The sequence below is a fragment of the Pontibacter sp. 13R65 genome (assembly GCF_047525655.1).
Classification (GTDB): Bacteria; Bacteroidota; Bacteroidia; order Cytophagales; family Hymenobacteraceae; genus Pontibacter.
In genome coordinates this window covers 185,753-200,083 of record NZ_JBLIQL010000001.1, presented here as the reverse complement: position 1 = coordinate 200,083, position 14,331 = coordinate 185,753, and the positions used below count along the sequence as shown (strand labels likewise).

The window sequence follows — 14,331 nt, the reverse complement described above, 5'->3', positions numbered from 1 at the left end:
TGCCAATCCAACAATTTTGCGGCAGGTAGCAACGAAGCGAACACCTTTGCCAGGTGCACCAATAGACGATTTTTTGTTTGAGCAGTTCAGCGAGTTCAAAATCGTCTTGATTTTTTGGTTCTTTTTGTATCAAGACAAAAAGAACCAAGACTCAGGCAATACAATAGCTTCACATTGCAGTCACAGCATTAGTAGCAGCTATGCAAACTTAGACTTCCAAGCCAGTAGCCGCTGCTTGTGCCTCTCGCCCACAAGAAATTCTTCCAGAATGACAAAAGAATAGCTGTTGTTTAAGTAAGTCCACATAATCACTACTCACAAGTTGATTCAGCCACTAGAGCAGCAGAATACCCCAAAGCGATACAGCCGCCACCAACACCCAAAGCATAAGACCTAATAACAGAGGCCGCCAGCCAGCTGCTTTTATCTTATCTACAGACAGACCGGCACCTACCAGAAACAACGTCACCGTAAGGCCCGCTTTCGAGAGCCACACCACCTGCTCCCCCAGTGCCGCAACACCCGGCACAAAGCTATTAAAGAGCACCGCTGCCACAAATAACCCGATAAACCAGGGCAGCTGCACTTGGCGGTTGCCCGTCCGGAAAGCAAATGAAGAAACAAAGGCAACAGGCACAATCCATAAGGCACGGGCAAGTTTTACGGTAGTGGCTACCTCCAAAGCTTCAGCGCCGTAGGCACTGGCTGCTCCTACTACCGAGCTGGTATCGTGTATGGCAATGGCGCTCCACAGGCCGAACTGAAACTGGCTCAGGTGCAGCCAATGGCCCAGCACCGGAAAAACAAGCAGTGCGGCTGCGTTCAGCAGAAAAACTGTGCCCAACGACACCGACATCTCCTTCTCGTTTACCCGCAGCACCGGAGCCAGTGCCGCAATAGCGCTTCCGCCACAAATAGCCGTGCCAGATGCAATTAGGTGCGATACTTTTGGAGCCAGGTGCAGAAACCTCCCGATAAGCGCACCAAGCACCAAAGTTACCAGCACAGAGTATAGTGTAAGTTCAAAACCTTGTTTGCCTGCCGCCAGCGCACCAGTAGCATTTATACCGAACCCTAGGCCTACTACCGATGCTTTGAGCAACCAGTTAATAGCCTTCTGGTTCAGGTGCGGGGCCGGATGCCCCAACAGAAACGAAAAGCCAAAGCCTAGCACTAGCGCCACTGGGGCACTTACAACAGGCGCCATACACACTATCAAAACCGCCGCAAACGCAACATATCGTAATACCTCCGGACACTTAACTATAACCTTCATGGCTTTGCAGACTAATTTAACACTACAAATCTCCTGCTTTAGCTGCTGCTTTACCAATTACAATACCTAATCCGGAATTACTTTAGGTTATACTGGCTCACACAAAAGCGCTTAAAAATTTGAGCCATTTTTGAAGTTTGTCCATGCAGTGTAATAAACTGGAAGGTGCGATAAATATCGATGCCTTTTATATCGATAATGCTGAGTTTGTTCTGTTGCAGCTCCTCCCCTATAGAGTGAATGGAGAGAAAGGCAGCGCAGTCGGCATGGAGCAGGTACTGCTTAATGCTCTCGGTGCTATCGAGCTGGATTTCGGTGAGCAGGTCTTTGGGGTGAATACCGGCTTTAGAGAGCTCTTTGTAAATAACGTCGAGCGTACCAGATCCGTGTTCCCGGAATATGAGCGGCATCGAGAGTAGGTGTTCAGGCTTTATTTCATTCTTCTTGGCAAACCTGCCGTTGGTACGCGTCACCAGCACAATCTCGTCTTTCACAAAAGGCTCGTACATAATCTGCGGGTGGTGCGAAATGCCTTCCACAATAGCAATATCTACTTTCTCATGAATAAGTTGATGCTCAATCTGCTCGCTGTTGCCGGTGGTAAAGGTAAATTGTATGGCCGGGTGAGCGGATTTGAACAAGGCCAGGATTTTAGGCAACACGTATTGGGCCAGCGTAGTACTAGCCCCAATATGAATGTTGCCACCAGAAGTATTAGTTAGTTGCACCAGATCATTCTCCAGAGTAGCATAAATCTGGAATATTTTCTGTGCATGCTCCAGCAGTATTTGCCCTGCCGGGGTAATAGAAATACTGTTACCTTGCCGCTTAAACAGACCCACCCCCAATTGGTGCTCTAGTTCATTTATATGTTTGGTAACGGCAGGTTGTGTTATAAAGAGCTCATTAGCGGCCTTAGTAAAACTAAGCTTACGGGCAACGGTATAAAACACTTTTAGTCGGAAGTCGAAGATCATGAAGCAAGATAAGCAGCAGAATTGGCCTAAGTCACAAAGGGACGCGAAATTATACGTAAGAGATCTATCCTTGAACTAAGCTAAGGCCGACAAAACCAAGTTTAGCTCTGGAAGGGTATTTTGATTAGAATAATTTTGAACCAGACAACCTACTTTCCTTTTCCTGGCAGGACTTTAGCCAGATTAGGGCATCCATTCGATTATCGAACATGGCATAAGTAAGTTGTTGGCCTATTTCACCAAATTGCATCACCTGGCCTGCTTCTGCGCCAAAGGACCCTGGCGTGGCCACATGTGCCAGATACCGCAGCCCTGCCTCCAAAGCCTTAGGCAGTCATTCTTTGCTCAGCCACTCTATCGTATCGCTCCACGGACCAGTCAGGCTGGTGTTGTCGTTGAGCTTATAAGGGCTTTTCGTTTCCTGCAGCAATTCCAGCCCTACAGCCCACGCCTTTTTTATACCATTTTTAGAAGCATAGCCGTGCCAGATGGTGTTGATAGTATCACGGCTCTGCTGATACCCCACCACATAATACAACTTACCAAACTGGTTTTGCAATTCTTTACGCACCGGCTAAAGCTGTTAAGATTTTCTTCTAAATATAGTTAATTATCAGATGGTTTATATTTTAGTGGAAAATAAAAAAGCCGACTATACTTTGGAGTATAATCGGCTTTTTTAAAGTATTCTGTACCAGGAGCGGGTACACAATCTTTCCAGCATGTGATTATCTATCAGTATTTTATATTCATGTTCTGAGTAACGAGTAACAAACTGGTAACAAAAATGCATAGAGTAACAGAAAATACTGTTTTTTATTACCTCTATTAATATGCGTGAATATCAAGTTTTATCTAGTCCTACCATTCCAATCTTATTTATCAAGGCGCTCGTGTTCCGATCTGATAAAGTTAGGTACTTGAAACATTGATAGAAATAAAGGCCATTTATAACTTCTACATTTTTGGGTAGATAACTCGATGTGAGATAAATTTTTTCCTCTTTAGATTAAGGTGTTTTGATTTAAAATATTATTACCTCAATTTTGCAGTTGTTTTATTGTATTTTCCTATGCTCTTCAACTCATTCGAGTTCCTTGTCTTTTTCCCGACAGTAGTTCTCCTATACTTCCTGTTCCCACATCGTTTCAGGTGGTTAGTTCTGCTCATTGCCAGCTACACCTTCTACATGTTCTGGCGCGCGGATTATGCCATTATCCTTGTCATCTCCACGCTCATCGATTACCTGTGCAGCAACATGATGGACAGGCACAGTGAGGAGAACAGGGCAAAAAGGAAACCGTGGCTGTGGCTCAGCCTCCTGTCTAACTTGGGCATCCTGTTCACCTTCAAGTACTACAACTTCTTCAACGCCGCCGCCAAGGACTTGGCTGAGGTATTGGATGTAGCCTATGCCGCGCCTGCCTTTGAGCTGCTCCTGCCGATGGGCATCTCCTTCTACACCTTTCAGACTATGAGCTACTCGATAGATGTGTACTATGGCAGGATCAAGGCTGAGAAACACTTTGGCATCTTTGCCCTCTTTGTCACCTTTTTCCCTCAGCTCGTGGCGGGGCCGATTGAGAGGGCGGGGAACCTGCTAAGTCAGCTTAGGGAAAAGCACGAGTTCAACTATCAGCGCGTTACAGATGGCCTGAAGCTGATGGCCTGGGGATTGTTCAAAAAAGTAGTGATCGCAGACCGCCTGGCCGTGATGGTGAACCAGGTGTACAACAACCCGACAGACTATGAGGGTGTCCCTCTTATCATCGCCACCGTGTTCTTTGCTTTCCAGATCTACTGCGACTTCTCGGGCTACTCTGATATTGCCATTGGCGCGGCGCAGGTGATGGGCTTTAGGCTGATGGAAAACTTCAGGAGACCTTATTTCTCCAAGTCCATCAGGGAGTTCTGGAGCCGCTGGCACATCTCCCTCTCCACTTGGTTCCGCGACTACCTTTATATTCCTCTTGGTGGTAACAGGGTACTGAAGTGGCGCTGGTACTATAATATTTTTATAGTGTTCTTGGTTAGTGGCATATGGCACGGGGCCAACTGGACCTTCATCGTGTGGGGTGCCCTGCATGGCTTCTACCAGGTCTTTGGGCTTATGACGGCAAAGAAGAGAGATTTGCTGGTGCAAATTTTAAGACTTGACAAGTACCAAGGCCTTTACAGGATCATTCAAGTGGCCACTACTTTCTCCTTGGTGTGCTTAGCGTGGGTGTTCTTCAGGGCCAACAACATCAGCGATGCTTTGTATATTATAAAGCATCTAAATCTTGAAAACCCTCAAGTTTACAAATTAATAAGAGGGCAATCTCTCTATCTTGGATTACCACAGTGGAAGTTTCTAATGGTGTGCAGCGGCGTTTTTTTCTTCATTAGTTTAGAATTTTTAACAAGAAGTAAGCATTCACCGGCCATATTTTTTAATCGTTTTCCTCTTGTCATCCGCTGGACAAGCTTTTATATACTCTTACTCTCAATTCTAATCTTTGGCTATTTCGAGACAAATGAGTTCATCTATTTCCAATTTTAATATGAAATATCTTCCATTTGTACAGCCTCTCCTATTTTTAGGCATTTTTGCTATATTATTAACCACAATTGACTACACCTTGAAGTGGGGAGTTAAGCATTCAACTGATGCCCAAACAGGGAAAATAAATCAAATTATGTTACACAAAGTAGATCCAGACCTTATGGTCTTTGGATCATCAGTGGCTGAGGTAGGTTTTAATTCTCCATTATTAAGTCAAGAACTAGGGCTTTATTCTTTCAATGGCGCTGTTGATGGAACTAGATTTCAACAGTACAAGGGCTTAGTAAAGGAAGTAAATGCTTTTTCAGAAAATGCTAAGTATATTGTCTTTGGCATAACATATTTTGACTTCATCAAGACTAATCAACTTACAGAGCCAAGCAGATTTTATGCTTTTATCAATAATGACAATATTTATCAATCTCTTTATGAGATTGATAATGAAAATGTGCATAAGGTAAAATCTATACCTTTTTATGCTTTCACCCAATATACACATACATACTATAAGAACGCACTACTTGGCTTAAGAAGTCACTTAACTTCGAGAACTCCTGTAGATTCATTATTTGGTTTTGTTCCTCATAAAGCAGCATGGAACGCAGATACAGCCAAGCCTGCACACGTTCAAAAGATCAAACTCTCTCCTGAGCTTTTAAATGACTTCAAAATACTAAAAGAACAATTGAACAGTAGGGAAAGAAAAGTCATTGTTGTATTTATGCCAATGCATGTCTCTGGACAAAGACACTTTTCTAACCTAAAAGAGGTTGTACAGCAAATAAGTACTCTTGCAGATCCGGGATTATTCTTTGATTATACAGACTCAAGTATTTGTGAAAGCACAGAATATTTCTATAATCAAAACCATCTAAATACACGTGGTGCAAATACTTTTTCAGCACACTTTGCAAAGGAGCTAGAAAAGCGGCTAAAATTGTAAATCAGTATTAAAAACGAGGAAACTCTAGCATTAGATTGTCAATATATAAAGACAATTCTATTAGCATACTAACAATATTGAAGCAACTAAGCTATAGTAAATTGTGATGATCACTTTCTTACAGGAGATTTATGCCATCAACAGTAGCTCCTTCTCCCTATAAGTAAACCGCTCGCTTTCCCTTATCTTCTGCATGAGTTTCAAATACTTCTTTGTCGGCCTGCCTGCATAGTGGCTTTTAAAATGCTTTTGCCTTAGCTGCATATAGAGTTTGTCTACTCCATAAAGTTTATCAAACAGGTTGTTTAGGGTTCTGGCTTTGTGGCTGTAGGTTTGGGTTTCATACATGCAGCCCCTAAAGGCTTCACGGTGCAGGAACCGTTCACCTACAGAATAAAGCTTTCTGCACCGCTTGCCGGTATGAGGGCAAAGGAAATACCACACCACCCCCTTACCTATGTTAGAGGGCACAGAAACCAAATCTACTGTATAGTTTATCGGCTTATCTCTGTGCTTGTAGTTCAGTTCCAGGTAAGGGCCATCGGTGCAGGTGTTTACCTTAATACTTATACTGCCTGTTTCTCTGCCGTTGGTGCTCCAGCTTAAAGTACCTGCTTTATACTGATCTGGCTTTAGATAGCCCCACTCTCTGAGCTTCATTATAGAAACGGCTATTACATTATCATACAAGGTCGGGAATGTTGGAAATTTTGCCATTTTGCAGGTGTTTTGCTGAAAATTAAAACCTAAATCCTTAGGGAACTTTGACTGCTTTTCACTGTTTTTTCACTGTTATTGTACCCCCTTTACTTTTTTGTTGGCTACAGGTAAAAACCCTTATTATGCGGTATAAGATTTTACAGGCTAGGACTTAAGCAGATGTCCCCCTGCCATAAAAAAACTTTCACCATTGCACGCACACACAAGGGCTTACCATGCGGTATAGCTTTAGGAGCAGGAAAAGTAACTAACCTCCCCCCTACACATGAGCAAATGTTAAGTTTTGCTAAGTTATTAGCTGCTTTTGCCCTACCTATAACTTTGCTTTGCTCTGGCTACTTTCTTATTTAGCTCCTGTAGCAGCTCAGGCGTTTCTGAATAGGTGCTGCTATTAGATAGCTGCTTGAGCGCCTTTTTAAGGTTTGAATAGTAGGCAGCATGTTTAAAGGTGTTTTGCTCTCTTAGTACCTCCACATGATGTAGGATTGCCTCTAAGCCTTTTTCCTGTATTGCTAAACCTAATAGCTGCTTTAAGTAATCATCAGGGGTGTTTATCTTTCTGGTATCCATATTTAATAACCCTTTCTTTTCTATTACACTATACTCTTTATACCAACGATCATACATACCCATATAAAAGCTTTCATCTGTCAGGGTGTTCGGTGTTATGATTGCCTGGTTAAACTGCTTTGGCAGGCGTTGCATATAGCACACCTCATACCTTAGCAGGTGCTTATCCTGATAAACTTCTGGTATAGCCACACCAGTACTTTTACATTCTGCAACTTTATTGTAAAACTTCTTACTCCTAAGTTTATTCTGATAGCTTATACTCTTTGGCTGTGTAAGGCGGTTATAATAGCTGCTTTGACCTAAATAAGGATAGTATAGCTCAGGCTTGTATTGGGTTATCAGGTTCAGTCCAAAATCTAACCTTGATACATTGGCTTTCTGTACAGGCAGGTGCAATGTATCGGCCATCATTTCAAATGCCCGCTTACAATCTCCTCTGTTCAGGGTGTGCAGGTTAGTACCAGCATAGAATTTGGGTAAACTGCCTGCTATGCTTATACCATACCCTGATACACATACTCTTAAATTTCCTGCGTTGCCTGTAACATAGGTTTGCCCGCTTTGCTGCTTATAGGTTTCTGATAGGTTGGTAAGGTAGGGCAGGCAGTCTACTAAATTACTGCCTGCCTGCTCCTGGCTTATGAATAGCTTAGTAGTATCATACATTGCTTTTGATAAAATCTATCAATGTGTACCACTTACTATAAAGCACTTTCATAATTATAGAACAGCTTAGCCTGTGCTCTGAGGCTTTGCAGCTCCTTATCTAAATCACCATCTATCAGCCGTTGGTAATACCCTGATACATGATTCCTGCCATTCAGAAAAACAAGTACCTCTATCTGGGTTAGGTCTGCATTGGTTATAAACAGATAGCAATCGTTCCTGTAAGGGAACAGCGGGTTAGGCTCTTTGTTACTTAGTAGCCTGTTAGCATTAGGATAGCCATACCCATACTCTGGAAAATCTGTATCCTCAAAGTAGATACTAGATAAGTTGTACTTACCATTGGTTAAGGCCCATTCAGCTAACCGTTTGCTATTGGCTTTTACAAACTCTCTGGCAGGTATTTTAAATAGGTACTTTTGCCCTTTGTGATTAACAAAGTCTTTCAATCCTGCATAACCTGTAGGGTTGGTGCAGGCAGTACAGTCTAATCTGGCTTTGCTTCTGATCTTGTTAAGGAGCTTAAGCCTATCTGATAGGCATTCAAACTTATAATAGGCTGCTATCATCTTACACCTCCCATCTTTTTGAGCGTGATGTAAGTCTGTGCCTGCTCCTCTATATCAGCCTGATCTAAGGGCTTTGTAGGGTTCCTTTGCAGCCATTGATCTACCTCAGCCTTATTAAAGTAGATGTGCTTACCCTGTGGCTTAAAATGAGGTATACCCGCTGTAGATGTTAGCTTATACAGGTAGCTTTTAGATAAGCCGGTATAGCTTGCCGCCTCATCAAAATTCAATACAATCTTCTGGCTAAGGAGCAATGTTTCTATGTTCCTTAGTCTTTCCTCTAAATGTTGTAATTCCATTTCTTCTTATGTTAAAGAATTTGTGAAATGGAAAGGCCTTTCCTTTAAATATCAATTGATAATGTAAAGAAAGGCAAAGCGGGAAAGTAAAAGAATAGACCGGTGTTTACTGAGGGTTTACTGGTAAAGTGCTAGTAAACTGTTTAAGCAAAGCATCTATTTTACTGTAGCCTTTTGGTTTACCTTGTTTGTTATTCTGGTAGTTTATCCTCTGTTGCTTTAAGTTTTTAGTGTGAATAAAGCAGGCCTCTGCAATGCTCCAGTAATTTGTATCATCAGGCAGTTTACCCATATCATATAGCTGATCTATTAGGTAGGCTAAAAGATTTTTATTTTTAAGCCATTGTAAAGGTTCAATGCTGTTTATATTCTTACCTGAAAATAAGGCCTTGAAATTTTTTAAATCTGTTTCAGCAGGTAAATACCCATCCTTTATTAGTAAGCTATAAAGTGTTATAGGTTCTTCTGGCTTACCCTGCCATTCATAGGTTTTCTTATCTCCTAATAACTTTTTAACTGTATAGTTTAAAACGTCACCACCAGATTGTAGATTTACTCCAGGCTCATATTTAACTAATGATTCTTGCTCTCTAAACCAAAGTAACCATTTGTAAAAATTTGCCCTGAGTATATACATAAATGGCGCTTTATCTTCCTCCTCTAGCTCGGGTTCCTCTTCATCAAATACATGTTCAAAATTGACTAACAAAATTTGCATCTGTTTATCAAATACTTCAGAAGAGTTAAATTTATCGACTTCAGCCTTAGTTAAACCAAACCTTCCATCCTGCATAGTATTTAAAGCTTGAGTTATGATAATGTCATGGTTGACTTTTATTAACTCTAATATCCTTTCTAAATTTTGAATATATTCATTGAGATAATTTTCTTTTAAAAGTGATTCTTCATAATGACCTTTGAAATTTGTTTTTATTGTTTCAAATGCATTAGACAAACCTTTTAGATAGGCTATTGTTTGTTCTGTTAAAATCTTGTGTAGATCCTCCTCAGCAAACCCTTCAATAATTGTGAAAACTGTAAAGTTATGGTATTGTATTTTCCCCTCAACCCAATCCTGATAAGTATAATTTCTATTAGGCATATCTAAAAATTCAAGTCCGGTAAAGCGTTTACAGCCTGTGTCTTTCTCTCATCTGCAATGCTGAGGTACTTTGAGTGTGCTGTATAGAAGTGTGCCCTAAGAGCTTGGAAAGGGTTTTAATGTCATAGCCTAAGAGCAGGATATTGGTAGCAAAGGAATGGCGGGCACTGTGCCATGTAATCCGCTTATCTATGCCCGCCCGCTTTACCCAATTCTTTATAGTTTTGGCTGAGCCTTCAAAAGAGGGCAAAGGAAATACCAGGTCTTTGCCGTTGCCTCTCTCCCCTACCAGTTTTAAAGCATTCTGATTAAGGCTAAGCCGGTTTACCTCCTGTGTCTTATTCTGTTTAATGGCTAGCTCAGTACCGCTTATATCCTGCCATTGCAGGGCTTTAATATCTCCAAACCTTAAACCTGTGTTGCAGGAAAACAGAAAGGCCCGTTTTATTACCTCGCTGCCACATGCTGTTTTAGATAGCAGGCTTACCTCCTCCAGGCTCAGCACCCCTTTATTCATGCCCCCGCCTTTGAACTTTATATTTTCAGGCAGTGGACTTTTAGAAAACAGATTTTCCCTAATGGCATGCTTTACCACTTTCTTGAAGCGGTTATAGTAAGTCTGTGGGCTTTCACCTGTCAGCTTAGTTTCTAAATAATCTTTGTAGCCTAATACCAGGTTTTGGGTAAGGTCTTTACAGGATAGCTTTTCTTTGCCGTGTGCCTCCTTCAGGTAGGTTTTAAATTTGTTTAAGCTGGCAGATAGTACCCTGTTATCGGCTTTGGTATAAGTCGTGATGTAGGCCTGATAAAACTTTATAAAATCGGTTGCGCTCAGGCTCTTTGATTGCAGGTCAAAGTTTCCCAGCAGCACCTCCTCTGTTCTTTTGGCCTTTATTCTTTGTGCAAGTTCTAAAGTGGCCTGATTAGACTGTTTGTCTAAGGCTGTTTTTGGCTTATCCATCAGATAGAGCTTTAAAAACTCATACTGCCTTTCTCCTGCATTGTAGTAATCCAGGTACAGGCTCAGGTTGCCATTGTTCAGCTTTTTCTCTCTTAGCCTTACAGGTTCTTTGGTGGCTTTCTTTTTCACTTGCTATGCTTTTGTATTCTCTTATTATCAAATATAATAAAATAGTTGATAGGCTATGTTGCCCGAGTAACAAACGAGTAACAAAAAGTAACAAAACATGAGCTAAACAAAGGAAAGTAAGAAAGGGCTGAAAATGAAAAAACCCACCTAAACAGTGTTTAAAGCGGGTTTTTCTTTTCTTTTGTTTTGTTTTCCCTTTTTGAGGGGTTCTGTACCAGGAGCGGGAATCGAACCCGCACGAGCTTGCGCTCACAAGATTTTAAGTCTTGCGTGTCTACCAGTTCCACCATCCCGGCAGCCATTCGGAGCAACGTCCGAAGTGGTTTCTTCAAAAAATAAAGACGTTGTTCAGCACAACGTCTTTATCTTAGCATTTATTTGAGCGGGAGACGAGGTTCGAACTCGCGACCTCGACCTTGGCAAGGTCGCGCTCTACCAACTGAGCTACTCCCGCTTTTAGTCATTCCCTAAACCGTTGTAGTGATTTAGTGATGCAAAGATATAGACAAAATCTCACTTGTCAAGGACCTGCGCAAAAAAAACTTTTACTTTTTCATTTCTCATTGATTTTCAGGCAGAAAAATTTCACACCCCGGAAACATTTGGTTAACCTGGCCTGGTCTTGGCCAAATTATTCTAATCAAAATAGGCTTCCGGAGGCAGAAAGAGCTTTACAACCCTCTGCCTTCCTTACCGAACTCTGTCTCTTTTTTTCTTTTCGAGCAATAATTTCAGCTCGTTTAGCTTCAGGAGCGCCTCTACCGGGGTAATGGTGTTGATGTCGAGCTGCTCTACCGTTTCCTTCAGGCGCTGCAGTTGCGGGTCCTGAGCTTCGAACATGCTGAGCTGGTAGCTGCTCTTCGGCACCGCCTGCATGTCGGGTTGCTGCTCCGGGTGAGAAATTTTATCCTGCTCCAGGTGGTGCATAATTTCATTGGCCCGCAGCACCACACTGTTCGGCATACCGGCCATCTGCGCCACATGTATACCAAAACTGTGCTCGCTGCCGCCTTCCACAAGCTTGCGCATAAACAGGATCTTGCCATTAGCCTCCTTCACCGACACATTGTAGTTCTTCACGCGTGGTAGGTCTTCGGCCAGCTGGTTGAGCTCGTGGTAGTGGGTAGCGAACAAAGTCTTGCCTTTGCATTTGGGATGGTTGTGCAGGTGCTCCACAATGGCCCAGGCAATGGAAATACCGTCGTAGGTGCTGGTGCCGCGACCGATTTCGTCCATCAGCACCAGGCTGCGGTCCGAGAGGTTATTCAGGATGCTGGCCGTCTCCGTCATCTCCACCATAAACGTCGATTCTCCTTTGGAGAGGTTATCCGAGGCGCCCACCCGTGTAAAGATCTTGTCGATAATACCTAAGGAGGCAGCCTCTGCGGGCACAAAAGAACCGATCTGGGCCATCAGCACAATCAGGGCCGTCTGGCGCAGCAGGGCGCTTTTACCCGCCATGTTAGGCCCCGTAATAATGATGATCTGCTGCTCTTCGTTGTCGAGGTAGATATCGTTGGGCACGTAGCTCTCGCCCAGTGGCAGCTGCTTCTCTATCACCGGGTGACGACCTTTTTTGATGTCGAGCACGTGTGCATCGCTCACCTCCGGCTTCACATAATTGTTTGTTAAAGCAATGCTGGCGAAAGAGCTGAGGCAATCGATAATACCAACCACGCGGGCATTCTGCTGTACCTGCGCCACAAAATCCACAGCGTAGAGCACCAACTCGTTAAAAAGGCTGAACTCGATGGTGTAGATGCGCTCTTCGGCATTCAAAATCTTCTCCTCATAGGTCTTCAGCTCCTCGGTAATGTAGCGCTCCGCATTCACCAGCGTCTGCTTCCGTATCCAGGAGGCAGGCACTTTGTCTTTGTGCGCGTGCGTTACCTCCAGGTAGTAACCAAACACTTTATTATAGGCAATTTTAAGCGAGCTGATACCAGTGTTCTTCATTTCGCGTTGCTGCAGCTGTGCCAGGTAATCTTTGCCTGAGAAAGCAATGGCTCGCAGCTCATCCAACTCCTCGTGCACCCCCTCGTTTATCATGTTGCCCTGGTTGGTGAGCATCGGCGCGTCAGGGCGCAGAATCTTCTTGATCTCCTGCCGCAGCCCATCGCAGGGGGCCAGCTGTGCCGCCAGCTTCTGCAGGGCCGGTATATCGCTCATCGCCAGGCTTTGCTGTATCGGCTCAATGGCATCGAGGGCTTTTACCAGCTGCATCAGCTCCCGGGGGTTTACGCGGCGCACGGCCACTTTCGAGATCAGGCGCTCCAGGTCGTTTATCTGTTTCAGGTGGTGCGTCAGCTCGCCTAGCAGTTCGCTGTGCTGCGTCAGCGCCTCCACGGTGTTCAAGCGTCGTCTTATCTGTGCCACATCCTTCAGTGGCAGTACCACCCACTTCTTCATCAGCCTTGCCCCCATCGGCGTTACCGTCTGGTCGAGCACGTGTATCAGCGGCACCCCCTCCTGGTGCTGCGGGTACACCAGCTCCAGGTTGCGCACCGTAAACCGATCCAGCCACACGTATTTGTCTTCTTCGAGCCGTGAAAGCGTGGCAATATGGCTGACTTCCTTGTGATGCGTTTCGGAAAGATAATGCAGAATAGCACCTGCTGATATAATAGCTGCCGACATGCCTTCCACACCAAAGCCTTTAAGCGAGGTGGTGCCAAAGTGACGGGTAAGCGACTCGTAGGCAAAGTCGTGGGCAAATACCCACTCCTCCAGCGCATAGTAGCGGAAGTCAGGGCCGTAGTTTTCAAAAAAGGTTTCTTTCTCGCGCTTGCAGAACAGCACTTCGGCCGGCGAAAAGCTCTGCAGCAGCTTCCCAATATAGCTTTTGTCGCCTTGGGCGGTCATATACTCACCCGTAGAAATATCGAGGAAGGAAATGCCAGTTTCTTTTTTGCCGAAATGAATGGCCGCCAGGTAGTTGTTACTGCGTCGCTCCAGCACCTGGTCGTTAAACGACACGCCGGGCGTGACCAGCTCCGTCACACCCCGCTTCACAATGCCCTTCACCGACTTCGGATCTTCGAGCTGGTCGCAGATGGCTACCCGCTCCCCTGCTCGCACCAGCTTGGGCAGGTACGTATCGAGAGAGTGGTGCGGGAAACCGGCCAGAGCCGTTTCGGAGGCAGAGCCGTTGCCTCGCTTGGTCAGCACAATGTCGAGAATCTTGCTGGCCTTGATGGCGTCTTCGCCAAAGGTTTCGTAAAAATCGCCCACCCTGAAAAGCAGCATCGCCCCCGGATGTTTCGCCTTAATAGCGTTGTACTGCTTCATCAACGGGGTAACGGTACTGTTTTCTCCACCTTTCATGCTACTAGTTGTTGGTTGTTTTCTATTGATTGTTGGCTGCTCTTGCACAGCCTGGTTTACAAAGATAACAGGCTCGCAAGAGCATCGGAATGAAAACCGGGGATTTTATGGGAAATTATTCGAATGGAAATGGCCTTCCGGAGGCAATTTTGCTCCCCGGAAGCTCCGCACCACCCAGTGTCTCAAAAACAAGATTATGAATTCTCAGCTGTTCCTCGGACTTTTGCACAGAAGGCTGTTTACTGTG

Annotated in this window: 12 protein-coding genes and 2 tRNA genes; 2 read left to right on the top strand and 12 right to left on the bottom strand. The window is 44.2% G+C overall.

The window, feature by feature from the left end; translation table 11 throughout:
• Positions 1-334: 334 nt before the first annotated feature.
• From ACMA1I_RS00860 to ACMA1I_RS00850, 3 genes are all read right to left on the bottom strand, one after another.
• Positions 335-1,276, bottom strand: a complete 942-nt coding sequence (locus tag ACMA1I_RS00860) for a YeiH family protein (RefSeq protein WP_337066337.1) — start codon at positions 1,274-1,276, stop codon at positions 335-337.
• 77 nt (positions 1,277-1,353) lie between these two features.
• Positions 1,354-2,253, bottom strand: a complete 900-nt coding sequence (locus ACMA1I_RS00855; RefSeq protein WP_337066336.1) for a LysR family transcriptional regulator — start codon at positions 2,251-2,253, stop codon at positions 1,354-1,356.
• Positions 2,254-2,587: 334 nt separating this feature from the next.
• Positions 2,588-2,824 carry a hypothetical protein gene (locus ACMA1I_RS00850; RefSeq protein ID WP_337066335.1) on the bottom strand — a complete coding sequence of 79 codons (237 nt, stop codon included), beginning with the start codon at positions 2,822-2,824 and terminating at the stop codon, positions 2,588-2,590.
• A gap of 501 nt (positions 2,825-3,325) precedes the next feature.
• Between ACMA1I_RS00850 and ACMA1I_RS00845 the strand changes: the two genes are divergently transcribed.
• Positions 3,326-4,795 carry an MBOAT family O-acyltransferase gene (locus ACMA1I_RS00845; RefSeq protein ID WP_337066334.1) on the top strand — a complete coding sequence of 490 codons (1,470 nt, stop codon included), beginning with the start codon at positions 3,326-3,328 and terminating at the stop codon, positions 4,793-4,795.
• The gene (locus ACMA1I_RS00840) at positions 4,770-5,741 is read left to right on the top strand and encodes a hypothetical protein (RefSeq protein ID WP_337066333.1); all 972 of its coding nucleotides are present in this window, start codon (positions 4,770-4,772) and stop codon (positions 5,739-5,741) included. The genes ACMA1I_RS00845 and ACMA1I_RS00840 overlap by 26 nt, the downstream gene beginning before the upstream one ends.
• Positions 5,742-5,870: 129 nt before the next feature.
• Here ACMA1I_RS00840 and ACMA1I_RS00835 read toward each other — a convergent pair whose 3' ends face one another.
• From ACMA1I_RS00835 to mutS, 9 genes are all read right to left on the bottom strand, one after another.
• Positions 5,871-6,458 carry a hypothetical protein gene (locus tag ACMA1I_RS00835; protein ID WP_337066332.1) on the bottom strand — a complete coding sequence of 196 codons (588 nt, stop codon included), beginning with the start codon at positions 6,456-6,458 and terminating at the stop codon, positions 5,871-5,873.
• A gap of 312 nt (positions 6,459-6,770) precedes the next feature.
• Positions 6,771-7,700, bottom strand: a complete 930-nt coding sequence (locus ACMA1I_RS00830; protein ID WP_337066331.1) for a phage/plasmid replication domain-containing protein — start codon at positions 7,698-7,700, stop codon at positions 6,771-6,773.
• Positions 7,701-7,735: 35 nt separating this feature from the next.
• Complete coding sequence (locus ACMA1I_RS00825; protein WP_337066330.1) at positions 7,736-8,149, bottom strand: hypothetical protein; 414 nt, start codon at positions 8,147-8,149, stop codon at positions 7,736-7,738.
• Between the two features lie 116 nt (positions 8,150-8,265).
• Entirely contained in the window at positions 8,266-8,568 is a 303-nt protein-coding gene (locus ACMA1I_RS00820; protein WP_337066329.1) for a helix-turn-helix domain-containing protein, read from the bottom strand.
• 106 nt (positions 8,569-8,674) lie between these two features.
• Positions 8,675-9,670, bottom strand: coding sequence for a hypothetical protein (locus ACMA1I_RS00815; protein WP_337066328.1), 996 nt, complete (start codon positions 9,668-9,670; stop codon positions 8,675-8,677).
• 28 nt (positions 9,671-9,698) lie between these two features.
• Positions 9,699-10,760 carry a site-specific integrase gene (locus tag ACMA1I_RS00810; protein WP_337066327.1) on the bottom strand — a complete coding sequence of 354 codons (1,062 nt, stop codon included), beginning with the start codon at positions 10,758-10,760 and terminating at the stop codon, positions 9,699-9,701.
• Positions 10,761-10,972: 212 nt separating this feature from the next.
• Positions 10,973-11,056, bottom strand: a tRNA-Leu gene (locus ACMA1I_RS00805).
• Between the two features lie 85 nt (positions 11,057-11,141).
• Positions 11,142-11,214, bottom strand: a tRNA-Gly gene (locus ACMA1I_RS00800).
• 236 nt (positions 11,215-11,450) lie between these two features.
• Positions 11,451-14,084 (bottom strand): DNA mismatch repair protein MutS, encoded by a 2,634-nt coding sequence (gene mutS / locus ACMA1I_RS00795; protein WP_337066326.1) that lies wholly within the window; start codon positions 14,082-14,084, stop codon positions 11,451-11,453.
• Positions 14,085-14,331: the final 247 nt, after the last annotated feature.